19 protein-coding genes are annotated in these 23,925 nt (G+C 68.4%); 5 read left to right on the top strand and 14 right to left on the bottom strand.

The annotated features are described in order from the left end of the window. Positions 1-11 precede the first annotated feature (11 nt). Positions 12-1,064, bottom strand: a complete 1,053-nt coding sequence (locus tag ACSVC7_RS11780) for an HD-GYP domain-containing protein (RefSeq protein ID WP_448204579.1) — start codon at positions 1,062-1,064, stop codon at positions 12-14. 187 nt (positions 1,065-1,251) lie between these two features. Here ACSVC7_RS11780 and ACSVC7_RS11775 point away from each other — a divergent pair, with 187 nt between their 5' ends. After that, positions 1,252-2,394 (top strand): tyrosine-type recombinase/integrase, encoded by a 1,143-nt coding sequence (locus tag ACSVC7_RS11775; RefSeq protein WP_448204580.1) that lies wholly within the window; start codon positions 1,252-1,254, stop codon positions 2,392-2,394. A 15-nt stretch (positions 2,395-2,409) separates the two neighbouring features. Here ACSVC7_RS11775 and ACSVC7_RS11770 read toward each other — a convergent pair whose 3' ends face one another. The 13 genes from ACSVC7_RS11770 to ACSVC7_RS11710 all read right to left on the bottom strand — a co-directional run bounded on the left by ACSVC7_RS11770 (position 2,410) and on the right by ACSVC7_RS11710 (position 18,421). Beyond that, a complete protein-coding gene (locus ACSVC7_RS11770) occupies positions 2,410-3,117 on the bottom strand; it encodes a hypothetical protein (RefSeq protein ID WP_448204581.1) in 708 nt (235 codons plus the stop codon). 217 nt (positions 3,118-3,334) lie between these two features. Continuing rightward, positions 3,335-3,511 (bottom strand): RSP_7527 family protein, encoded by a 177-nt coding sequence (locus ACSVC7_RS11765; protein ID WP_448204582.1) that lies wholly within the window; start codon positions 3,509-3,511, stop codon positions 3,335-3,337. A gap of 61 nt (positions 3,512-3,572) precedes the next feature. After that, complete coding sequence (locus ACSVC7_RS11760; RefSeq protein WP_448204583.1) at positions 3,573-3,752, bottom strand: hypothetical protein; 180 nt, start codon at positions 3,750-3,752, stop codon at positions 3,573-3,575. 582 nt (positions 3,753-4,334) lie between these two features. Next, entirely contained in the window at positions 4,335-5,522 is a 1,188-nt protein-coding gene (locus tag ACSVC7_RS11755; protein ID WP_448204584.1) for a GNAT family N-acetyltransferase, read from the bottom strand. Between the two features lie 10 nt (positions 5,523-5,532). After that, positions 5,533-6,510, bottom strand: a complete 978-nt coding sequence (locus tag ACSVC7_RS11750; protein ID WP_448204585.1) for a class I SAM-dependent methyltransferase — start codon at positions 6,508-6,510, stop codon at positions 5,533-5,535. Between the two features lie 17 nt (positions 6,511-6,527). Continuing rightward, positions 6,528-7,475 (bottom strand): polysaccharide deacetylase family protein, encoded by a 948-nt coding sequence (locus ACSVC7_RS11745; RefSeq protein WP_448204586.1) that lies wholly within the window; start codon positions 7,473-7,475, stop codon positions 6,528-6,530. Between the two features lie 15 nt (positions 7,476-7,490). After that, positions 7,491-8,654 (bottom strand): glycosyltransferase family 4 protein, encoded by a 1,164-nt coding sequence (locus tag ACSVC7_RS11740; protein WP_448204587.1) that lies wholly within the window; start codon positions 8,652-8,654, stop codon positions 7,491-7,493. Further along, positions 8,630-10,654 (bottom strand): asparagine synthase (glutamine-hydrolyzing), encoded by a 2,025-nt coding sequence (gene asnB, locus ACSVC7_RS11735; RefSeq protein WP_483508298.1) that lies wholly within the window; start codon positions 10,652-10,654, stop codon positions 8,630-8,632. The genes ACSVC7_RS11740 and asnB overlap by 25 nt, the downstream gene beginning before the upstream one ends. A 28-nt stretch (positions 10,655-10,682) precedes the next feature. Continuing rightward, on the bottom strand, positions 10,683-12,137 hold the full coding sequence (locus tag ACSVC7_RS11730) for a lipopolysaccharide biosynthesis protein (protein WP_448204589.1): 1,455 nt from the start codon (positions 12,135-12,137) through the stop codon (positions 10,683-10,685). Between the two features lie 135 nt (positions 12,138-12,272). Beyond that, positions 12,273-13,355 (bottom strand): glycosyltransferase, encoded by a 1,083-nt coding sequence (locus tag ACSVC7_RS11725; RefSeq protein ID WP_448204590.1) that lies wholly within the window; start codon positions 13,353-13,355, stop codon positions 12,273-12,275. A gap of 17 nt (positions 13,356-13,372) precedes the next feature. After that, a complete protein-coding gene (locus ACSVC7_RS11720) occupies positions 13,373-14,452 on the bottom strand; it encodes a hypothetical protein (protein WP_448204591.1) in 1,080 nt (359 codons plus the stop codon). Positions 14,453-14,848: 396 nt separating this feature from the next. After that, positions 14,849-16,192 (bottom strand): hypothetical protein, encoded by a 1,344-nt coding sequence (locus ACSVC7_RS11715; RefSeq protein WP_448204592.1) that lies wholly within the window; start codon positions 16,190-16,192, stop codon positions 14,849-14,851. Between the two features lie 183 nt (positions 16,193-16,375). Beyond that, positions 16,376-18,421: a carbohydrate-binding domain-containing protein gene (locus ACSVC7_RS11710; RefSeq protein WP_448204593.1), complete on the bottom strand. Its 2,046-nt coding sequence runs from the start codon at positions 18,419-18,421 to the stop codon at positions 16,376-16,378. A 1,147-nt stretch (positions 18,422-19,568) separates the two neighbouring features. Between ACSVC7_RS11710 and ACSVC7_RS11705 the strand changes: the two genes are divergently transcribed. The 4 genes from ACSVC7_RS11705 (at position 19,569) to ACSVC7_RS11690 (ending at position 23,909) form a co-directional block, all read left to right on the top strand. Continuing rightward, complete coding sequence (locus ACSVC7_RS11705; protein WP_448204683.1) at positions 19,569-20,198, top strand: sugar transferase; 630 nt, start codon at positions 19,569-19,571, stop codon at positions 20,196-20,198. A gap of 184 nt (positions 20,199-20,382) precedes the next feature. Further along, positions 20,383-21,822, top strand: coding sequence for an O-antigen ligase family protein (locus ACSVC7_RS11700; protein ID WP_483508297.1), 1,440 nt, complete (start codon positions 20,383-20,385; stop codon positions 21,820-21,822). Between the two features lie 18 nt (positions 21,823-21,840). Then, positions 21,841-23,172 carry a GumC domain-containing protein gene (locus tag ACSVC7_RS11695; protein ID WP_448204595.1) on the top strand — a complete coding sequence of 444 codons (1,332 nt, stop codon included), beginning with the start codon at positions 21,841-21,843 and terminating at the stop codon, positions 23,170-23,172. Between the two features lie 41 nt (positions 23,173-23,213). Beyond that, positions 23,214-23,909, top strand: a complete 696-nt coding sequence (locus ACSVC7_RS11690; RefSeq protein WP_448204596.1) for a P-loop NTPase family protein — start codon at positions 23,214-23,216, stop codon at positions 23,907-23,909. Positions 23,910-23,925: the final 16 nt, after the last annotated feature.

Raw genomic sequence — 23,925 nt, 5'->3', positions numbered from 1 at the left:
ATGGCGTCCGGTCACGGCGTCTCGATGTCGTCGGGGTCGGGATTGTCGCGGTGGATCGCCACGGCGTCGTCCCAGCATTGCAGGAAGGCGTCGACGCAGGCCGGATCGAAGTGCGTTCCGCGGTGGGCCAGCAGGAAGGCCTTCGCCTCCTCCAGCGGCCAGGGCCGCTTGTAGGGGCGCGCGGTGGTCAGCGCGTCGAAGACGTCGGCGACGGCGACGATGCGGCAAGCCAGCGGGATGGCTTCCCCCTTTAGGCCGGCGGGATAGCCGGTGCCGTCGAACTTCTCGTGGTGGGCCAGCGCGATTTCCGCCGCCTGGTTGATCAGCGGATGCTCGCTGCCCTGCAGGACGGAATGGCCGATCACGGTGTGCTGGCGCATCACCTCCATCTCGGCCGCCGTCAGCCGGCCGGGCTTCAGCAGGATGGCGTCGGGGATGCCGATCTTGCCGATGTCGTGCATGGGGGCGGCCTGGGCGATCCGGTCGCACTCGTCCGGGTCCAGCCCAAGCCGGACGGCGATCAGGCGGGAGTAGTTGGCCATCCGCTCGATGTGCATGCCGGTTTCCGGGTCGCGGAACTCCGCGGCGCGGGCCAGCCGGCCGACCAGTTCCAGCGCCTGCTGGCGCAACTGCGCGGTCGCCTCCTCGACGCGGTCGCGCAGCATGGCCGCGTGCTCGCTCAGCATCCGCTGGCCCATGCGCAGCCGCAGCAGGTTCTGCGCCCGCGCCAGAAGCTCCGGCACGACGATGGGCTTGTTCAGGAAGTCGGTGCAGCCGTTCTCCAACGCCGCCACCCGCAGCTTCACGGAGGTGTCGGCCGTGATCATGACCACGGGCACGTCGGCCAGATGGCGCTGCGCGCGGATGCGCGTCAGCATGCCCATGCCGTCCAGGTCGGGCATGATCTGGTCGATCAGGATCAGGTCCGGCGTGTTCTGGTCCAGCCAGTCCAAAGCTTCCAAGGGATTCGCCATGCCGATCGGGTCGGCGTCGTCGATGCGCCGGATCACCGCGCTCGTGATGAACAAGGTGCTTGGATCATCATCGACGATAACAACCTGCATATGTGCCCCCAGCGGACGGACGACCGTCCGGCGAATGTCTACAAAAGCATACGTGGCTATTTATTAATTTTCATCGCATGCCTGTTTCCCCCGCCTGCGGCTTATTCGTGCTAAAGGACGGTGGTCCTTGCCGCGAGACGTTCGGCCTTCCCCTGGAACACCGCCCGCCAGCATGAGCCCCAGCAGCATGAACCGCCTTCCCTCCCGCCCCGCGCCGGGCGCCATTCCCGCGACACCGGCCGGCCGCGTCCGCGACACGCTGGACGCGGCGGAGGAGGCCTTTGCCGCCAACACCAAGCGGGCGATCAAGGCCGACACCGACGACTTCATCCGCTGGTGCATCGCCACGGGTCGGGAGTCGCTGCCCGCCGCGCCGGACACCGTGGTCGCCTATCTGGAGGATCTCGCCGCGCGCACCAACCCGCGCACGGCCAAGCCGCTGACCTACGCCACGCTGGCGCGCCGCCTGTCCTCGCTGGCGTGGCTGCACCGGGTGCACCACCACCCCGACCCGACCAAGACCGCGCCCGTGCAGCTGAAGATGAAGGCGCTGGCGCGGCGCAAGGGCACCCGCCAATCCCAGGCGCTGGGCCTTGGCCGGGCGGAGCTGGACCTGATCCTGGCGGAGATCGCCGACGGCCCTCTTCTGGAGGATTTGCGCGACGCCGCCCTGCTGGCCGTCGGCTACGACGCCCTGCTGCGGCGGAGCGAGCTGGTGTCCCTGCGGCTGGAGGACGTGAAGATCGAGGCCGACGGCTCCGGCCTGATTTATCTGGCGCGGTCGAAGACCGACCAGGAAGGGCAGGGGCACTATGGATGGCTGGCCCCCGACACCGTGCGCCGGGTGCGCGACTGGATGGAGGCGCGCTCCGACGCGCTGGGCGGGGAGGAGCGGCGGACCCGGCAGGCGCTGCGCGACCTTGCCGCGGCGCTGCGGGAGGGGCGGGTGCTGAACGCCACACGGCGCCGGCAGACGCTGGAGCGCAAGCTCGCCCGGCTGGAAGGGGCGGCCGAGGCGCTGTGGCTTCAGGTGGGGCAGGGCGGCGCCGTGCTGGGGCCGCTGGCCGTGCAGGGGCCGGATCCGGGCCGGCGCCTGTCGGAGATCTTCAAGCGCCGCGCCGAGGCGGCGGGGCTGGACCCGGCGCTGGTGTCCGGCCATTCGCTGCGCGTGGGCGCCGCCCAGGACCTGACCGCGGCGGGCTTCGGCCTGCCGGCCATCCAGCAGGCGGGCCGCTGGAAAAGCCCGACCATGCCGGCGCGCTACGCCGAGAAGATCGTGCCCAGGCAGGGGGCCATGGCCCAGCTCGCCCACAAGCAGGGACGGCGCTGAGGGCGGGGCCGGTGGTCAGAAGGTGCCGTTGAACATGATGCCGAGCACGCTCTGGCCGCCGCCGCCGAAGGCTTGCGCGGCCTGGGAGCCGCCGTTCAGCATGTCCACCAGCGCCAGGGTCGAGGAGGGCATCTGGAACGGGTTGTCGCTGGGCTGCGCCGCCTTGGCGATGGTGTCGTAGTCCTGCGAGTAGCCGCTGCCCTGGCTGAGCTGGATCGCGTAGTTCAGCGGCTGCTTGGCGTCCACGTCGCCGGTGCGCGTCACCCGGATCGCGTAGGAGCCGGCCTGCAGGTCGTAGTCTCCCTGCTGCATCTGCTTGAACGCTTCATAGGCGTCGCCCGCGTTCGGGTCGCTGTCGGCCAGCACGAGCCCGTAGGTGCTCAGCATCTGGACGCGGCTGCCGTCGTCGCCGACCTTGCCGAGCGTGATGGGGCCGGACGAGGTGACGCGGAACTTGAAGAAATCGGCCGGGTCGTTGGCCTGCAACTGGCTGACGACGTTCAGGCGGCTGGTGTTGTTGACCAGGATGCCGATGTCGGTGGCGAAGCCCTGGGTGTGTATGGTGGACTTGTCCACCGTCTTCTGGAAGTCCTGGACGTTGTCCGATGCCTGCGGCGCGGCGGCTTGCGCCTGGATGTTCTTGACCGCGTTGTCGATGGACTGCTGAAGCGAGGCGACCATGTCCTGCGGCGACGGCAATCCGGAAGACGAAAGCGCATCCATGGCGCACCTCCTCCCGAAGGTCACACATGCTGAAGAGCTACGCTTCGATTTGACCCCCAAGCATCAGCTTGGGGCAAATGAACATCCCTTCATGAATGGCTTTTCATCGAATGCCTGTTCATCGGGCGCCCGTTCGTCGAGCTCCTGTCGCGAGGCGCCGGACCCGTCCCGGCTGCGGGCGGCGGCGAGGGCTCCGGGAGCCCTCCGCCGTCCGGCGTCAGCGCGCGGGGGTCAGGCCGCCGTGGGCCGCGTCGCCGCGGTGGGTGAAGGCGGCGATAATGCGGCGGACCAGCGAGCGCAGGAAGGCGGCGCGCAGTTCCTCCGCCTCGCGGCGGATGTCGCGGAGTTCCTTGGTGGTCGGACGGGACGCAAAGGTCGGGTGATCGGTGCTCATGATGCTCTCCAGGCGTCCTGGGACGCCGAAATTCAGTCCAGGCGTCCTGGGACGCCGAAATTCAGTTGAACAGGAAGCTTTCGTTGGCCGTGTCGGTGATGGCCTTCCAGTCGATCCGGGCCGGCACCGGCTGCGGCTTCACGTCCGCGACCACGGCGGCGCTGGCGGCGGCGGCCAGCAGCGAGACCAGGGCGACACCGCTGGTGACGATGAGGCGGGCCAGGGAATGGTTCTTCTTCATGGTGTTCGTTCTCCACGACGGGGTGGGCGCCGGCACGGCGTTCAAGACCGCCAGCATTTGTTGAAAGAATGATGGCATCGGATGTGCGAAAGACGACGCGCTGAAAACGCATGGCTTCCATAACTATGGTGCGCTGCAATATCTTATGATCTGGCGCCATCATCAATGAACGCCAAGTCATCGCAGCGCTGTTAAAGAGATCGTCGCAGCGCTGTTATGGACGCGATCTACGGGACGCGATGAGGGATTGTCTTTCATTTCCGCCGAAACGATCCGGCCCCGATCGATTTGCCGTGCAAATCTACCCCTTTCCCAGCGGGGCTGGGCGAGGGGGTTCAGCGCTCAGGGCAATCGCATTTGGAGTTTTAACCCTCTCCCCTCTGGGGAGAGGGTGGCCCGGAGGGCCTCTCGCGCCAACGAAGTTTGCGCTGACGGCGTCAGGCGAAGCGGAGCTTCGCCGAGAGCCGGTGAGGGGGTTGTGCATGGCGGAAGGTCCGGCAAAAGCGCACCCCCCTCACCCTAACCCTCTCCCCGGAGGGGAGAGGAAATTGAAGTGCGATTGCCCTGGTTCAGCGCTCACCCTCACCCTTGGTCGACCGGCGCTCTGTCCCTGAACGATCGTTTGGCTTGCTTCAGCCGTCTGGGCAGGAACTCAAGCAGGAAGGGAAGGGCGGCTTTCCGGACGAGGAAGGCATCGGCGTAGTCGTCCTGGTCCATGTGCCACAGGCGATGCCACCCCTGGTCGCTCATGTGGTTGATGTCGAGGATGTCGGGCCGTGCAATGGCGCTTTGGATGACCTCTTCCGTCAGGATGTTTCCGGGGTCTCCGTCCTCGTAGCCTTCGTCGTAGCCGATTTTCGGGAGCATCAGCGACGCTCCGCACCGAAGCCCCATGCCCACGGCGACGGGCCGGTCGTCGACCCGGAGGATGTGCCATTCGAAACGGCCCTGAGCGCAGAAGTTCTCGACGAGCGCCCGGTAGAAGGCGGTCGTCCGCTCGCTGCTGGCGATGGCCGTTCCCATCTTCCCTTTCCAGCCCGACGCCTCGAGGACGAGGAATTCCGGGAGGAAGTCCGGCAGGACTGATGGTCCGCTGCGGATCTCCACCGAAACGGCGCCCCTGGTTTCGAGGTTCTTGCGCGCTCGTTTCAGGTTGCGCCGCAGATTCTTGCTCAGGGTCACCGTTCGGGAGGTCGGGGAGTCCGGCAGTCGGATGATCGACCCCTTGGCCGTGGAACCCGGGCACAGGGAATAGCCGTCGAAGGTCTGACGCAAAGCGTCCCGCAGGGGAGAGCGTTCGGGCACATGCTTCAGCGCGATCCCCAGATGCCTCGGGATGCGCCCGTGGATGTGCGCGAGCAAGGCCCGGAAAGCGACAGCGGCCTGATCCGGCGCCAGCAGAATGTCGCCGGACGGGGTGTGTTCGCCGCAGGGTGTCTGGAGGACGGGAAAGGCCGGCCCGAGGAACCGGTGGGGCGCGGCGACGACCGGCATCACGCCGACCAGCCGTTCGCCGGCATAGGCGAAGGCGCAGAACCAGCGTTCCTCCGGCGTCAGGCAATGACGAAGGTGGGCCTCCACCCAACCCGGCAGCAGCGTGGGAATCCGTTGGGGCGCGTTCCAGGCCAGATCGTCCCAGGCCGGCCTGTGGGGCGTGAGCCCGTCGAAATCATCGACCGCCACCACCCGGACATCGTGGCTTCGGCTCTGGGCGGCGGTCGTTGCCCGACGATCGTCGGCGTACGGTCCTCGATCAACCCTGCCCAGCATTCCGCTCTCCTCAGGCTTGCGGCGCATGGCCCTTCTTGCGGGCGATCAGGAACAGGCCGGAGACGTGGAGGTCCGTGTCCGTCAGCCCGGTGCGGAAGCGGCCGGCCAGCCGGTGCCGGGGCAGGCCGCCCGGCAGGCGGACGGTGTGCTCGGCGACGCTGTCGAAGCCGGCGGCCTTGAGCGCCTGGATGTGGGCCGAATAGGGCTCCCGGTTCAGGAAATAGGGGCGCGCGCCGCGCGCGATGCGCCAGACCGGCTCAGGGTAGGAATAATGTCCGTTCCACCAGGGGCTCGTGTTGTGCGAGCGCAGGTCGATCTGGTGAGTCATGACGCCGCCCGGCCGCAGCCAGGAGGCGAAGGTCCGGTATGCGGCGGGAAGGTCGTCGACATATTGCAGGACGGCCTGCGAGAACAGCCAGTCCACGCTGTCGGCCTTCACGAGGTCGGGCGCGTCCCAGGGCGCCACGTAGCTGAGGATGTCGGGGCGGGAGCCCGGCTCGGCGACGGCCTGCCGGATGACGCGCAGCCGGTCGTCGGCCAGGGCGGCGTCGAGCCTTTCCCGGTCGAACAGATCGGCCGGGCCGCCGCCGGGCGGCACCGCCGGCTTGATCTCGGGAAACTCGTCGTTGCCGGGCAGCGGGGCGCGGCTGCGGAACAGGGCGACCAACTCGTCGAAGACCTTGAGGTTGGCCTCCACCCCCGCGTAGGGCTTGGCGTCCAAGGCGCGGTAGCGGGACGCCCCGGCGATCAGCGCCGCGATGCCGACCCCCAGCGATTCGCCGGGGCCGAGTTCGGCGACGCTGTCCGGCGGCGCGTCCAGCCCGGCCGCGGCCAGCAACAGGCGGTGGCGCAGGAAGACCGAATAGCAGTAGCGGGCGGACAGCGTGTAGCCGCCGGTCGAGCGCGCGAGTGCCGCCTGCGGCAGGACGTAGGTCAGCAGGCCCTTGGCGACCAGCGTCGGCCGGATGGCGCTCTTCGGAACGATCATGGCGGCCTCTTCCGGGGTCAGGTGCGTTGGCGGACGCCGATGCCCACCGGCGCGCAAGGGGGTGTTTCGCCTTCCTCCTGCCGGTCCTTACGCAGCCGGGGCAGGGAGATGGGCAGGGTCAGCTTCGCGGCCAGCCAGGGGACGACGGCGTTGTCCGGGATCACGATGCCCTTGAGCCGCATCGGATCGGCGTCCGGCCCGTTCCACCCCGGATCCGTGGTCCGCGCGGTGACGAAGCCGGCCCCGCGGACCAGGGCGATCTCGCGCTCGCCGTAATCGCCGTTGGGATAGGCGAAATGCCGGCAGGGCAGGCCCATGCCGGCTTCCAGCTCCGGCCGGCAGAGCGTGATCTCTTCCGCGCAGGACGCGTCGTCGCAGCGGATGAGCACGGGGTGGGTGCGCGTGTGCGCGCCGAAGTCGGCGACGGTGGCCATGTTCAGCACCTCGTCCCAGGACAGCGCCTGCGGCGGCCCTTCGACGCGCTCGCCGGCCCCGGCGGCCTCCAGCCGCGCGCGGCGCTCGCGGTCGGGCAACAGCTTCAGCCCCTCGATGTCCAGGGTCTCGGCGGCCTTGGTCTTCCACCAGAAGGGCCGGTCGGTCCCGGTGATGGCGCTGCACAGGAAGATGGTCGGGCGGACGCCGAACTCCCGGAACAGGTCGGCCAGCGCGCGGTTGCTGGCGTGGCCGTCGTCGATGGTGATCACCAGCGGGTAGTCCGGCAGCTCGTCCCACCGCTTCTCCGTCAGCGCCCGCCCCACCGCGTCGAGGGTGATGAAATGGTAGTGGCGGGCCAGGTAGGTGAGGTGGCGGCGCAGGGTGTCCGGATCCGGTTCGTGATAGATCAGGATGGTCACCCGCCGGCGGACGAAGGCGCAGCGCACCAGCGCGGCGATGCCGGAGCGAAGGAACACGGCGCGGGCGGACTGCTTGGCGAGCTTTCTGACAGTGCGGACTAAGGAATCCATATGGGTACTCCTGTCTCAAGCGGTGCGCCACGCGCCCGGCCTGGGTCCGGCGAGCCGGCCGTAAAGCGCGTGCAGTTTGCGGATCGTGCCGTCGAGCGAATAGTCGTCGACCATCTGGGCCCGCGCCTCGGCGGCGATGCGGCGGGCCTCCTCGGACGAGAGCGCGGCGATGAGGCTGGAGACCAGCTCCCGCTCGTCGCCGGGGTCGATCAGCAGGCCCGTCCGGCCCGGACGGATCACGTCCACCGTGCCGCCGACGGCGGTCGCGACGCAGACGAGGCCGCTCGCCATCGCCTCCAGCAGGGCGTTCGACAGCCCTTCGGTGGTGGACGGCAGGACGAAAGCGTCGGCCGCCCGGTACCAGGGCACCATGTCCGGCACGTAGCCGACGAAGCGCACGCCCTCTCCGACGGCCTCCCTGGCGGCAGCGCGCAGCCGGTCCTCCTCGCTGCCGGATCCGGCGACGACCAGCAGGGCGCCCGGCACCGCCGCCCGGATTTCGGGCCAGAGCGCGATCAGCCGGTCGATGCGCTTTTCCGGCTCCACCCGCCCGGAGAAGAGCGCGATGGGCACGTCCGGCAGGCCCAGGCTTTCGCGCAGGCGGGACCGTTCGGCCGTCGCCGCCGGGTGGAAGCGGGCGAGGTCCACGCCGTTCGGGATGAAAACCCGCCGCTCCTCCGGAACGCCGAGGGCGCGCAGCTCCTCGTCGATCTCGCGGCTGATGACGGTGAAGGCGTCCACGCGCCGGCGGATGGCGTCCAGGCGCATCCGGCCGCTGGCGCTGCGGCGCAGCTTGGCGATGTCGCCGAGCAGGCCGCCGCGCAGGATCTTCGCCAGCACCGGCACCCCCAGAAGCATCTTGCCGGCGAGCGCGGTGGTGGCCGGGGACAGCAGCTCGTGCGCGTGGATGACGTCCGGCCGCCAGCGCAGCAGAACCGGCAGCGCCCCCGCCGTGAAGGACAGGGACGCGACGGGCTTCGGGCCGGGCACGGGGATCCGGCGGATGGTCACGCCGTCCACCGTCTCGGCGTAGGGGGCGTCGTCCACCTTGCGGGTCAGCACGCAGACCTGCGCCCCCTCGGCGGCGAGTCCCTTCGCCACGACGGCGAGCTGCCGTTCCGCACCGCCCATGTGCGGCGGGTAATGCTGGATGATCATGGCGATGCGAAGCGGTTCCATGCGGCCTCTTTCCCCCCTTTTGTTGTTTTATGCGCGGCGGCGAGCGACAGGGCGGGCGTGGCGGGGCGGACCTCCCGCGTCCGCTCCGCCGGGCCGAGGTGATGGCGTGCCCAGGATTCCAGGACCAGGAGGCGCCAGAGCAGATCGCCGAAATCCCGGCCGCGCCCGGCGCCGTGCAGCTCCAGCAGGCGGGCGGCGCCGGCCCGGTCCCACAGGCCCCGGCCTTCCCCGCCGCCGTCGAGCAGCCGCTCCGCCGCGAAGCGCGCGCCGGCCGGCTCGCGCAGCCAGTCGCCGACCGGCGCCCCGAAGCCCCGCTTCAGGCCGGCGCTCACCGGCGGGGGCAGGTGCCGCCGGGCCAAAGCCCGCAGCGGGATCTTTCCCTGCTCGCCGTCGATCAGCGCCGTGGCGGGCAGCTTGGCGGCCCACTCCACCACCCGGTAGTCGAGGAAGGGCGAGCGCACCTCGATCGAATGCGCCATGGAGGCACGGTCCATCTTCACCAGAATGTCTTCCGGCAGGTAGAGGGCGTAGTCCAGCGCGCGCTGGCGGTCGAGCAAGGGCCGGCCGCGGCTGCGCTCCCACGCCCGCTGGACGGAGGCGGCCACGCCGCTGGCCACACCCCTGGCCCCGCCGCGCAGATCGGGCGGCAGGATCGCCTGCAAGGCCGGATCCTGGGCGAGCCCGAAGCCGTCGAACACGGCGGCCATGCCCATGTCCGGCAGGCCGATCTTGGCGAGGCGGTACGCGGCCCGGCGGCCCGGCGGCAGGCGGCGGGCCAGTTCGCCACCCAGGCTCAGCAGCGGGTCCGGCACATGCCTCAGCCAGCCGTAGCGGCCCATCTGCACGTAATGGCGGTAGCCGCCGAACGCCTCGTCCCCGCCGTCGCCGGACAGGAAGACCGTCGCGTGCCCGGCCGCCGCGGCGCAGAGCTGCAGCGTCGGCAGGGCGGAGCTGTCGCCGAAGGGCTCGTCATAGACCGGCGCCAGCCTGTCCAGGTCGCCCAGCGCCGTCGGGCGCTGCTCCAGCAGCCGCAGGTCGAGGCCGAGCCGTGCCGCCGTCGCCCGGGCAAGGTCGCTCTCGTCGCCGGAGGCGCCGGGGAAGGTCACCGACAGCGCCAGCAGGGAGCCGGAGGACTGCCCGGCCGCCAGCGCGGCGACGAGGCCGCTGTCGATCCCGCCGGACAGGAAGACGCCGACCGGGACGTCGCTGCGCAGGCGGATGCGCACGGCGTCGGCGACCAGCGCTTCCAGTTCGTCCAGATCCGCGTCGGCCAGCGTCTGGTTCCCGCGCCCGCCGACGCGGGAGTCGATCTCCAGCGACCAGTAGGGGCGGGGGGCGATCTCGGGGGCGTCCAGGCTGCCCTCCGCCACATGGCCGGGCGGCAGCTTGGCGCAGCCCTCGACGATGCAGCGGTCCGGGGACAGGTAGCCCAGGCACAGGAACTCGGCCACCGCCGCGCGGTCGATGGCGCGCGGCGCCTGCGGCCAGGCCAGCAGTCCCTTGAGTTCGGAGGCGAAGCGCAAGCCCCCGCCCTGCCGCTGCCAGTAAAGCGGCTTGACGCCCAGCCGGTCGCGGGCCAGCAGGAAGGTGCGCCGCTCGGTGTCGATGAAGGCGAGCGCGAACATGCCGTTGAGCCGCTTCAGCCCCTCCGCCCCCTCACGCGCCAGGATGTGCAGCAGAACCTCGGTGTCGGAGCGGCTGCGCAGGGTCACGCCCGACTGCTCCAGCGCGGCGCCGAGTTCGCGGTAATTGTAGATCTCGCCGTTGAAGACCAGCCAATAACGTCCGTCCGGCGTCGCCATGGGCTGGTGGCCCGCCGGGCTGAGGTCGAGGATGGCGAGGCGGCGGAAGCCCAGCCACCAGCCGTCGCCGAAGGCCGCGCCCTCGTCGTCGGGACCCCGGTGTTCGAGCGTCCGGGAGACGCGGCGAACCGTCGTATTCCGGGCCGTCGTGTCGGATCGCTGGAGGTCCCTGCCGAACTCGCCGAAAATCCCACACACGGCAACTCTCCTTCCTTGCGAACGCCGTTCAGGCGCTGGCGCCGGCCTTTTTCGCGCTCCGTGGAGCGAAGAGGGCCGCGATGGTGGCGAACAGGCTCGGGTAGACCAGCCGGATGACGCCGAGATAGACCGCCACCCCCGTGACGACCGTCAGGACAAGGCGGACGATGGTCGGCGCGTCGCCCAGCCCCCGGATGACCAGCAGGCAGGCGAGCGTCATGGTGGCGCCGCCGATGGCCGCCGGGGTCAGGGCCTCCACAAGCGCGAGCGGGCCGTGGCCCAGCAGCCGCATGCCCATGACCAGCGTCACCAGCATCATGACGGAGATGACGCCGGCCTGGGCGACGGCAACCGCGACGATGCCGTGCGGCGTGACCAGCCAGAGGATGGGACCGGACAGCGCGAGGTGCAGAACCTGGATGCGGGTGATCCAGTTGGGCCTTCCGCTGGCCGCGAAGACGTCGCTCGTATTGAAGGACAGCGCGCTGATCAGCGCGGCGATGGACAGCACCTGCATGACGGGGACGGTCGGCTGCCAGGCCGCCGGGTACAGGAGGGCGATGAAGTCCGGGGCGCTCAGCGCCAGCCCCAGCGATGCCGGGACCGTGATCAGCGAGATGTGCCGCAGCGTGGCAAAATAGCCGGTGCGCAGCGCCGACAGATCGTCCTGGAGCTTGCTGTAGGTGCAGAAGACCGTCTGGCTGACCATGTAGCAGAGCTGGTAGACCACCAGCTCCGGCAGCATCAGGGCCACGCCGTAGAAACCGATCTGCGAGGCGTCGAGCATCCGGCCGACCATCAGCACGTCGACGTTCTTCAGGATCGCACCCAGGCAGCCGACCAGCATGATGTGGATGCCGAAGCCGAGCAGCTGGCGCGCGATGGTCCGGTCGAGGACGAAGCGCGGCCGCCACTTCAGGATGATCCAGTAGAGCGCGGTGCCCGCCACCATGCCCGCGAGATGGCCGTAGACGAGGCTCCAGACCCCGAAGCCGAGCGCGGCCAGGAGGATGCTCATCCCGCCTTTGGTGATGGCCTTGACGACTTCCGGCACGAAGCGGCGGCGGAACTCCAGCTCCCGCTTCAGCAGCGAGATCGGAACGTTGCCGAGCCCGCCGATCAACAGCGTCAGGGCCAGCACGCGGATCACGTCCGTCAGCCGCTCGTTGCCGAAGAAGTCGGCCAGCAGCGGCGCCGCCCCGGCCATGAGCGCGGCCAGCGTCAGGCCCATCGTGGTGCTGATCGCGAAGGCGACGTGGATGGAGCGGCCGAGGTCGCCGCGCCGCTGGATCAACGCCGACCCGACGCCGAGGTCGCCGATCCGCTCCACGCAGCTGATCGTCGCCAAACCCAGGGACAAAAGTCCGAAATCCTCGGGCGCCAGGAGTCTGACCAGAATCAAGGTGCTGATGAAGATCATCACCTTGCTGGCGACAAAAACGCCGCCAACCCACAGGATGCCGAAAACGGTGTCCTTCGCCAACGGGTTTATTGTTTGCATTTTGGCATTGTATTTCTCTGAAGGTGATCGGCAACGGGGGATTGTGGGCAGGTGCGCCGAAATGGGTACTGCCGACTGCTTCGAACGGGCGCCCCTTTTGTGGGCGCCGGCTACGAATCATCCCCCGCGCTGCGGCATCGCGTAGGGCCGTTCCGCCCCGTGGCTTTCGGCCTCGTCCAGGACATCGTCCACCAGCGCCAGCAGATGGCGGCCGTAGCTGTCCCAGCTGAAGCGTTCGACCACGTCGTCGTGGGCGGTGTCGCACATCCGCCGCACGGCCTCGCCGTTGGCCGGGTCGAGCGCCCAGGTCAGCGCCCGCACGTAGCTGTCGGGGCTGCCGTCCACGATCAATCCGGTCTCGCCGTCGCGGATGTAGTCGCGCACGCCGACCGCGTCGTTCACGATGGTCGGGCGCTTCAGCCACATGGCATTCAGGTAGGTCTGCTGGCCGACCCCGCGCAGCAGCCCGTCCTTCATCGGGACGACGACGGCCGCCGCGGTGCGCATCAGCCGCATGAACTCCTCGCGCGGGACCGGGCCGGCCTTGACGTTCGGCGGCAGGTCGGTGCGGCCGGCCAATTGCCGCGTGGCGATGATGAAGCGGCGGTCCGGCATCCGCCGCGCCGTTTCGATGAGCGGGTCGTAGTCGCGGAAGGGATTCCCGCCCGAGAAGATGTGATCCCCCGGCGGGTCGGCGGCTTCGGTGTCCCGCGGCGCCAGGGAGAGGCACACCGGGGTGAAACGCGCCTTGCTGCGGTCGATGCCCCATTGGTCGGGAAAGCTGGTCACCTCCGTCGAGGACTGCACGGCGTAGCGGTCGACCGCGCGGTCCAGCCGATGGACGATGAAGCGTTCCAGAGGGCGCCGCCAGCCGGGGTTCGGCTGCCACATCGGGCCGCACAGCACCACCCTCGGCCGCCAGCGCCGCGGGACGTAGGAGAGCGCCACCAGCGCCAGCAGTTCGGGGTAGCAGTTGCCGCGCGAGCTGTAGAGCACCAGCGCCTTCTCGCGCACGGCGGCCCGCAGGACGCGGCGGAAGGTCCGGAACTGCTCGAACACCGTGTCGCGGCCGAGCGGGCGGAAGGGCGGCATGGCGATCACGTTGGCCCGCGCGGCGAAGTCCGGCGAGAGCAGCACCTGGTCCATCGTGGTTGCGAAGCGGGCCGTGGTTGCGAAGCGTGCGCGGCCGACAGGCTGCATTGCTGGCACCTTTCCGATCAGGGGGAGGGTGGATAGGCGTCGCTGGGCGCGAAAGCCACGATGTTGTCCGGGCTGAGGAGTCCGTCGAGAAGGTCGCGCGGATAGACCTTGCCGTTGCGCGCCTCGACACGGTTGAAGCCGAGCTTGCGCCAGCGGTCCTCGGCCGAGGCGTTGGCCTCGAACTCAAGGCTGCCGGACCCGCCGGTGTCGGTGATGAACCAGCCGTAATCGCGCAAGGCCCGCGCGATGGTCCGTGCGCCGGGCGCGCAGAGCAGGCGGATCTCCTCCGGCAGGCCGCGGATCCAGGACTCGATCGCGGCGTCGCCGGCGGTGATGGCGAAGCGGGTGCCCTCGGGGATGCCCCGGCGCGTGCCGGGGTGTTCCAGCTTGACCGCGGGGGCGACGAAGCGGCGGCCGTCGGTGTTGTCGATCGTCATGGCCAGCGCGTGCCGGATGACCCCCTGCTCGATCTCGAAGGGGCGGACCAGCATGGCCGAATATTGGATGCCGACGCCGCGCGACCGCGGGTTGGTGCCGGTGTAGGTGTCGTAGCGCCCCGGCACCAGCGAACCGTTGGACGCCCGCAGCCGGCCGTCCGCGAAGTCCGCTTGGTACAGGTTCCATTCGCGGCCGGTGGCGCGGTCCAGAACGATCACCTTGCGGTCCTCGCCGGGCGGGATGCGCCACCGCGGGTTCCAGGGCACGAACTGGCCGTCCAGCGGACCGCCCCAGGCCAGCCTGATCCGGTACGGCCCGTCGGCGTCGTCGGCGTGGTAGACCGCGAAGCCCTCGGTGAGATTGAGGTTGAAGTTGCCCGGCCGGTCGGACGCGTGATCCCACAGCAGGCGCACCAGCTCGTCGCCGTCGCGGGCGGGGGGCAGGCCGGCGACCGGCCGGTTCCAGGGCGCGCGGTCGCCGCCCGTGCGCAGATCGCGTGGAATCAGGTCGCGCGGGACCGAGGATTCGGCGCGCAAGGGCCAGGGGACGGACGCAAGCGCTGCGGCGGCGGCCATGCCGCCCAGCACGGCGCGCCGGCCGGGAGACGGGGCGCCCTCCGTTCGCGAGGGACGGGGGCAGACCGGAAAGGCGTGCCACATGGTCGGGATCCTCCGCTCCGGTTGGTGGCGCCCGTTGGTGGTGGCGCCCGGCGGAAGTCGTCGCTGCGGAAACTCGGAGGCAGCTTAGAGGGAGCGGATTTCCTTTCCAAAACGCAAAATGGAAGTGCCCCCTACGGGTGCCGCCGGCCTCGCGGCCAAGCTACGGCAAGTGACTGAACAAAAAGCCCTTCTCCCCTTGGGGGAGAAGGGTTGGGATGAGGGGTCGTTACCGCTCGAAGAGCGGGAAAAGACCTGCCGGCTTTGCCGGCCCTCCACCCTCACCCCAACCCCTCTCCCCTCAAGGGAGAGGGGCTTTTAAGCGTCAAATCAGCCACTTACCGTGCTTGCGAGACCTGTGCATTCCGTAGCGCGGCCAGGGTGCGCCGGCTGGGTGCATCAGTACAGGGACGGCGGGACGAGCGCGTGGACGTTGTCGTGGGTGAACAGCCCGTCGAGCAGGTCCCGCGGCATCTCGTATCCGTTGACTGTCTTGGGCGACAGGCCGAGCGCGTTCCACTCGTCGGCGGCCGAGGCGAAGGCCTCCATCTCGAAGGATCCGGACCCGCCGGTGTCGGTGATGAACCAGCCGTAGTCACGCAGCGCGACGGCAAGGATGTGGCCGGCGAACCGCTGGTCCGCGGGCAGCGTCGCCTCCCAGGCGGCGATGTCGGCATCGCTCACGTCCAGCGCGAAGCGGGTGCCCTCGGGGATGCCCGGAGGGTTGTTCGGGTGCTCCAGCTTCGTGGCGGGCGGTACGAAGCTGGAGCCGTCCGTGTTGTCGATCGACATCGCCAGCGCGTGCCCGATCTTGCCGGCCGCGATCTCTTCCGGGCGCACCAGCATGGCGAGATACTGGATGCCGGCGCCGCGCGACGGCGGGTTGCCGCCCTCGTAGGTGAGGTAGTTGCCGGGCACGAGGCTGCCGTTGCTCGCGTGCACGGTGCCGCCGTTGAACGAGGTTTGCCACAGGTCCCACTCGCGCCCGGTGTCGGGATCGAGGACGACGACCTTCCGGTCGGTCCCCGAACTCGGGATCTTCCAGGCGGGGTTCCAGGGGATCTTGGTCTTGTCGATGTTCGAGTCCGAATCGGTGGTCACCGTGTACCAGCCGGCGGCCTCCTTGGACGAATAGACGGCGAAGGACTCGTCGAAGTGCAGGTTGAAGTGGCCGGGCCGCTGGGAGGCGTGGTTCCACAGCATGTCGGACAGGGCGGCGCTGTTCGGGGCCTGCGCGATGCCCTGCACCGGCACGTTCCACGGCGCGTTCGGCCCGAACGGCCGGACGTAGCCGGGGTCGATGACCGGCGCCAGCACGTTGACGCCGAACTTGAGGCTGCTCGGCGGGATGTTCTCGACCGTCATCACGGGTTGACCGACGCCCGGTCCGCCGGCGCCGTCGATGTCGACGACGATGTCGCTGCCCGTACCGTTGGCCACGACGCTGACGTAGTCCGGTGCCAGCGTCACGCCCGAGGACTCCAGGGCGTAAACCATGGGCGCCAGGGTGATGATGTCGTTGGTCACCGAGAAGTCGGTCAGGCGGTCGATCCCCGCGCCGGGCGTGTTCGCCAGGATGACGTCGGCGCCGGAACCGGTCGTCAGCAGGTCGTTGCCGTCGCCGCCGACCAGCGTGTCGGACCCGCTCCCGCCGAGCAGCGTGTCCGCCCCGGCGGTGCCGGTGAGGAGGTCGGCGAAGCTGGAACCGGTGGTCGCCCCTGTGGTCGCCCCTGTGGTCGCCATGGTCTCGCCCCTGTTGCGGAACGGCATCGCCGCGGAAACTCGGGGGTAGCTTGGAGGGGGCGATTTTCAGGCCAAAATGCAAAACGCCAAAACGCAAAATGGAAGTGCCCCCTGGGAACACTTCCAAACACCATACCGCCAAAGATTGGCCGCCACCGCTCTCGCGGCGGCGGCCAGGACGCATCAGTAATGGTCCGACGGGACGAGTGCGTAGATGTTGTCGTGGGTGATCAGCCCGTCGAGCATATCCCGTGGCATCTCGTGCCCGTTGACCAATCGGGACGACATGCCGAGCGCGTTCCACTCGGCAGCAGCGGAGGCGCTGGCCTCCATCTCGATGGCCCCCGACCCGCCGGTGTCGGTGATGAACCAGCCGTAGTCGCGCAGCGCCACGGCGATGACGTGAGCGGCGTACTGCTGGTCCGCCGGCAGCGTCTTTTCCCAGGCTGCGATGTCCGCGTCACTGATGTTCAGCGCGAAGCGGGTGCCCTCCGGAATGCCGGCGGGGTTGTCCGGGTGCTCCAGCTTCGTGGCGGGCGCCACGTAGCGGTCGCCGTCGGTGTTGTCGATCGACATCGCCAGCGCGTGCTCGATCTTGCCGGCCTTGATTTCCTCCGGCCGCACCAGCATGGCGAGGTATTCGATGCCGATGCCGCGCGACGACGGGTTCCCACCCTCGTAGGTGAAGTAGTTGCCGGGCACCAGGCTGCCGTTGGTCGCGTGCACGGTGCTGCCGTCGAACGAGGTCTGCCACAGATCCCATTCATGCCCGGTATCGGGATCGAGGACGATGACCTTCCGGTCGGAGCCTTCCCCCGGAATCTGCCAGGCGGGGTTCCACGGAATCTTGGTGTTGTCGATGTTGGTGTTCCAAGTGGTGTCCACCGTGTACCAGCCGGAAGCCTCCTTGGACGAATAGACGGCGTAGGTCTCGCCGAAGTTCAGGTTGAAGTTGCCGGGCCGGTCCGAGGCGTGGTTCCACAGCATGTCGGACAAGTTGGCGCTGTTCGGGTCGTGCGCGATGCCGTCGATCTTCACGTTCCACGGCGCGTTCGGCCCGAACGGCCGGACGTAGCCCGTGTCCGTGGTCGGCGTCGGAGTGGGCGTGGGGGCCGGGGGCGGAGCCGTCGCCGTGATGGTCGGCGCGATGACGTTGATGCCCAGCTTGAGGTTGCTGGTCCCGATGTTCTCGACCGTCATCACGGTCTGGCCGGCGCCCGATCCGCTGGCACCGTCAACGTCGACGACGATGTTGCTGCCCGTGCCGTTGGCGACGAACTTGACGTAGTCGGAGGCCAGCTTCACGCCCGAGGCCTGGAGGGCCTGAACCATGGGCGTCAGGTCGATCTTGTCGTTGCTGACCGAGAAGTCGGTCAGGCGGTCGACCCCGGCGCCGGGCTTGTTCACCACGATGACGTCGGCGCCGGAGCCGGTGGTCAGCACGTCGTTGCCGTCGCCGCCGATCAGCGTGTCGGCACCCGCGCCACCGATTAGCGTGTCCGCCCCGGCGCCGCCGTCGAGCAGGTTGTTGCCGGCACCGCCGTTCAGCTTGTTGGCCCCGGCGTTGCCGTAGAGCTGGTCGTTGTAGGCCGAGCCCTGGATGTTCTCGATGTTGAGAAGCGTGTCCACATGGGTGCTGCTGTACTGCGCCTTGCCGGCGGCGAGGTCAGCCTTCACACCGGCGGTCGCCGTCGAAAGGTCGAGCGTGTCGATGCCGCCCAGACCGTCGATGGTGTCATTGCCGGCCGTGCCCTTCAGCAGGTCGTTGCCGGTGGTGCCGGTGATCAGGCTGCCGCCGGTGGCCAGGCTGCCGCCGGACTTCGGGAAATAGGTCGACGCGAGGTCGAAGTTCAGCGCGCCGTTCCAGTACATGCCCTCCTGGCCGGAGACCACGTCCTTGCCGTCGAGCGCTCCCTTGTCATAGGTGACGTTGGAAGCCGTCGAGGCGACGGTGGTGCCGTTGATCACCAGCGACTTGACGAACAGGTTCCGGTCCTGGCCGTTGGACCAGCCGTCGTTGTCATAGACGATCTGGACCTTGTGGGCCTGGTCGGCGGCCAGCTTGGCCGTGAAGTTGTAACCCGTCGAGCTGGTGTTGGTGGCGTAGGCCTGTCCGACGTCGACACCGTCCACGCGCAGGGTGAACCGCGGCCAGACATTGCCGGCCGCTTGTCCCCAAGCGTTGACGGTGAATTGGACGTCGGTGAGGCTGGAACTGGTGGTTGCCATTGTCTCGCACCTGTTGCGTATGGATCGCCGACAGAAATGCCGCGCTATCGGTTAAAACTTCTTAAGGGAAGGCCCGGCCTTGCGAGGACCAAAACGAGACAAAAAAGAAGCATAAATGCGCTCTATCCAATGAATCCTTTGGATTTCCTGTGCAGGAGGAAAGGAAGGTGGGGAACGGGTGCTGTAGACCGTTGAGATGGTTTGCGGTCTTTGTGGGCTTTACTGCCTTGGCTCTTGGGTGCGCGGAATTGCTTCTGGCCGAAACTGGTGCGCACGCCGGTGCCCGATGGAAACGGCGCCTTGGAAGGGTGGGCGTCCGGGGCGCGGGATCGTGGTGTCGGGCGGGGGTTGCGCCACCCCTTTCGGCGAGCGAACCAATGAATTATGGCGAGGCCGCGCCGGACGTTCGCATTCGACGTACTCCCAAAATCAATGGAAATTACGGAAGCCCACTCTTTTTAAGACGATTTTCTGGAGGAAGAAGCGGCTGAAATTTGGTGTGACTGCTTACGCCCTTTGAACGCTTGCTTCGGCTCGTATGCTGGGACCTAGTATCAGTGGACGATCCAATGAAATTCAGGGGAGCGCCATACTGGTGGTAGGAAAACCAAACGGCGTCCACACCCAAGATAACTAATTCGAGACGGGCGAATGATATTGGTACGGTTCAGCACAAGCCTTCTCTTGGACTGATGCGAAGGCCGTAGCAAAAAAGGACCTTCCGTTCCTCGGCGGCCGAATGCCGGGGTACCGCAATCCCATTGCTGGTGAGCGCACGGCGCGGACGACGAATCTGGGGCGATGACCCCGGCGCGTCGTGCTGCGAGACCGTGGCAACACCACCGCGACAGCACTCCGCGACGGCGGTCCGCCGTCCGGTCAGCCGACCATCAGGAGAATGACGGGCGGCCCGACGCGTCGGGCGCGCCACGAGCACGAATTCGTCACGAAGGCGGCGCACGCAGGATGTCTCACGAGGGGGAGATGTCTCACGAAAAAGGCGTGTCGCGGCCGGCTCGATCGTGGGAGGGCGATCATGAACCATGACCTGTCTTACACGGGCGCTGTGACCTCTTATACGAGTGTCTCGTCCGTTTCCGGTTCCTTAGCCGAGACGCCGGCTCCGCAGAGTTGGTTCGCCGTGCTGATGCATGGCGGCGACGCGGAGAACGAGCGGACGCTGCGCGCGCTGCGGATCAAGAAACGGGCCTTCGATCTCGTCTGTCTGCTGCTGACCGCACCGTTCTGGCTGCCGCTTCTGCTTGTCCTGGCCTGTCTGGTCAAGCTGGAGCATCCGAGCGTCCCGGCCCTGTTCCGGCAGAAGCGCACCGGGTACCTCGGGCAAAGCTTCACCATGTACAAATTCCGCACGATGGTGCCGAACGCCGAGGCGATGAAGGCCTCGCTCATGGCCCAGAACGAGCTGAAGTGGCCCGACTTCAAGATCAAGGACGATCCGCGCATCACGCCGCTCGGATCCTTCCTGCGCAAGGTGTCGCTGGATGAGCTTCCGCAGTTGCTGAACGTGCTGAAGGGCGACATGTCGCTGGTGGGGCCGCGCCCGACCTCCTTTCAGGCCTCGACGTACGAGAGCTGGCAGAAGGAACGGCTCGTGGTGCATCCGGGCATCACCGGTCTGGCGCAGGTCATCGACCGGGACGGCATGGAGTTCGGGGACCGGGTCCGCTACGACCTCACCTACATCCGCAACCGGTGCATGGTGCTCGACCTCATCATCCTCTACCGGACCTTCGCGGCGGCCGTTCGCGGGCACTGAAAAACAACAAAGAACAACAACAAAGAACAACAACAGCGGGCGATCGGGCATGGCGGAACAGGCGACACACTTCTCACAGACGCGATTTCCGTCGACGCGCCCCGGACCGTGGCCGGACGGACGCCATGGTGGCCTGGGAGGCCGCCGGGGGAACCGGTTCTTCGCCGGTCCCCTCGGCGCGTCGGTGTGGATCTGGGCGGCCCTGGCGGCGGTCGCGATGCTGGGGCTGACCCTGATCGCCACGCCCTTCGGCCCGGTGAAGGCGGCGGCCCTCGCGGTGGGTGCCGGCACCGCCGTCGCCGTCGCCATCCAGCCGCTGCTCGGCCTGCCGCTCCTCCTGTTCCTGGTGCAGGGCAACCTGCCGACCGTGGCCGAGGTGAACCACGGAATCCCGGACGTCGGCAAGCTGCTGCCGCTCTACGTGTTCGGAGTCCTGTTGCTGCGCTTCGCCGTGCTGGGGACATGGCCGCGCTTCCGGGTGGGCGTGCTGCTGCCGCCGCTGGTCTATGGCCTCGTCTGTTCCTTCTCGCTGTTCCACGCCGCCCGGCCGGAGATCGTCGGCAAGGAGCTGATAGACTTCGGCAAGGACTTCCTTCTGATGGCCCTGGTCGTGGTGCTGCTGACCGATCGCCGGCTGATCCGTCCGTCGGCCTGGGCCTGGATCGCGGCGGGCACCCTGTCGGGGACGCTGGTCGTCTTCCAATCCCTGACCGGGAATTTCGAACAGACCTTCGGCGGGCTGGCCAACAGCATGGTCCAGCACATCGCCGGCGAGTCCAACGCCCCGCGCCCGTCCGGCCCCTTGCCGGACCCGAACTATTTCGCGCAGATCATGCTGTTCGTCGTCCCGATCGCGTTCGACCGCTGTCTGAACGATCCGAACCGGCACGGGCGGCTGCTGGCGGGGTGGGCGACGCTGGTCAGCGTTCTGGCGATCATCTTCACCTATTCGCGCGGCGGTCTTCTCTGCCTCAGCGTCTTCCTGCTGGTGATCGCCTGGAGGCACCGGCGTTCGCGTCTGTTGTGGATCGGCACCGCCGTCGTCACGGTGATCCTCGCCTCGACGCTGTCGGCCGACTTCTTCGACCGCATCCTGCACCTCGCCAGTTCCCTCCAGGGCGGGGCGTCGGGCAGCTCTGAGGACGCCGCCGTAAGGGGCCGGTCCGGTGAGATGATGGCCGCCTGGGCGATGTTCCTCGACCACCCCTGGGTCGGCATCGGGGTCGGCCATTACGAATCCATGTACCAGAAATACTCGCTGGAGCTTGGAAACGTCATTCGCGGCGTGGACCGCAACGCCCACAGCCTTTATTTGCAGGTCGCGGCGGAGCAGGGCGTGCTCGGCCTCGCGGCGCTGGGTCTGGTGATCTGGGCGTCGCTGTCCACGCTGCTGCGGGCGCGCCGCGCCCTGATCCTGCAAAAGGACGCCGACACGGCGCGGATCGTCGGCGCCGTCGGGTTCGGTTTCGTCCTTTATCTCCTCGCCGCCACCTTCCTGCACGATGCGTTCGCGCGGTTCTTCTGGCTGTACGTCGCCTTTGCCCTCGCCTTGTCGCAAGTCGTGGCGCAGCCTTCGGGAACCTTTCCCCGACCGCGCTCGACCCCCGGAAGGATCAACCGGTAAAGCCAAAAGGAAAGCGTCATGGAGCACCACGCCTTTCCCCTGCGCGCTGCGTTCGCCGCGATCTGGCAGCGCAAATTCATGGTGATGGCAATCGGCCTGGTGTCGGTGTTGCTGTGCGCGTTCTTCACGTCCTTCTATCCGCGGCCGTACCAGGCCGAGACCAGCCTGCTGATGGTCTACCACGAGGAGTACGCCGACCGTTCGACCGACGGACGGCTGGATTCCCCGATCCGGGTCGGGCTGGCCGAGGCGCTGGGCACCGAGATGCAGATCCTGAACAGCCGCGCCCTGAAGATGGAGCTGGTCGAGCGGTTGGGACCCGCGCGCCTGTTCCCGGAGGCCGTGAAGCCGCCCAGCATGATCGCCACCCTGTTCGAACGGGCGTGGCTCTCCGTCACCGGGCAGCCCTTCGACCCGGCCGCCCTGCGCGCCCAGGCGGTAGCGACCGTTGACGACCTGCTGAAGCGGGCCGGCGTCAGCGCCTTCGCGCAGGACGCCGCGACGGACGGGGAGAGCCCGGAGGAGGGTCCGGCGAAGCCGGTCCTGACACCGGAGCAGGCGGCGCTGGAGCAGATCACCGCCAACATGAACATCCGCCGCATCGAAGGGTCGAACATCATCACGATCCAGTACACGCACGCGGATCCGGAGGTGGCGGCGCTGACCCTGAACAAGCTGGTCGAACTCTTCCGCGAGCGGCGGGAGCAGCTGTTCGCCGACGCCAAGGGCCGCGCGTTCGAGACCGAGGAGCAGGCCGCCGCCGAGCAACTGCGCAAGATCGAAGAAAAGCTGAACGGCTATGTGCGGTCGTCGCAGTCGGTCGGCATCAACGACCAGATCAGCTACCTGACCGAGGAGCGGGCCGGCTGGCTGCGCACGCTGGCCGATCCCGGCAAGCTGTTGACGCCCGAACGCCGCAGCGAAATCCGCGCGCGCATCGGGCAGATCGACGGCCAGCTCCAGGGGCTGATGCGCAACGCACAGGAAATCCAGCGCCTGCGCTTCGAATACGACATGGCCCAGAAGACCTACCAGACCTACCGTTCGACCCTGGAAGGCAGCCGGATCACCGATACGTTGCGTCAGGTCCGGCAGCCGACCATTCGGGTGATCGACCCGGCTGTCCCGCCGGCGCGGCCGATCGGGCTCAGCGCGAAGGTCATGATGGGGCTGGCGCTGCTCATCGGGCTGCTCGCCGCGTCGATCCTGGCCGCCATCCTGGGTCCGCGTCGCCGGGCGCTGCCGGGCATGCCGTCGGTCCGCGCCATCGAGAGCAAGCTGAAGATCCCGGTGCTCGCGACCTTCGACCACCGTCCGCTGCTCACCCATCGCCCAAGCGGTGCGGAGTGACCGCGCCATTCACGACACCACCATTCGTGCACGAGGTGCCTATGGCCAACGTCCACAATGCGTCCCGCAACGTGTCCTTCGTCGGAACGATCTTCGAGCCGTGGTTCCACGATGTCGCCCTTCCCCCGCCGTTCGAACGGGAGATGGCCACGCTGTGCCGCAAGCTCATCGCCGACCGCGAGGCGGACGAGTGCCGCACCTTCCAGTTCCTGGGCGTGCAGCCGGAGGACGGCGCCTCGTCGGTGTGCCTGGGGCTGGCGCATATGGCCGCCTTCCGCTTCGGCCTGCGCGTCCTGCTGGTCGAGGCGGACCCGCCGGGCCGCGACCGCGACCGGCTGATCGTCCGGCGCGCGCCGGCCGCCGACGGCGGGTTGCCGGGAGGCTTTCCGCCCGGCGGAATCCCGCCCGGTGGAATTTCGGATGAGCTGAGGCCGCGATCGGAGGACAGTCTGCTTGTGACCTCCCTCTGGAGCCGGGAAGGCCCGGAGGACTCGCCGATCAGCACCGGGCGGCTGCACCTGCTGCTGAGCCTGCAGAACCGGTTCGACCTGCTGCTGATCGACTCCAACAGCTCGGCCTTCTCGGCGGAGGGGCAGCTGATCGCCGGCCTGGTGCACGGGGTCGTCCTGGTGCTGAACGCGGCGGAGGGCTTCATGGGCATCGCCGACGCCGTCAACCGGCGGCTGAGCGCAAGCGGCGCGTCGGTGGCCGGGCTGGTGCTGAACCGCTTCGCGTGAGTCCGCGTCTTCAATC

The organism is Azospirillum mesophilum (assembly GCF_053470405.2).
Note: the sequence above shows the minus strand (reverse complement) of the source record. Positions and strands in the feature narration are given on the sequence as shown.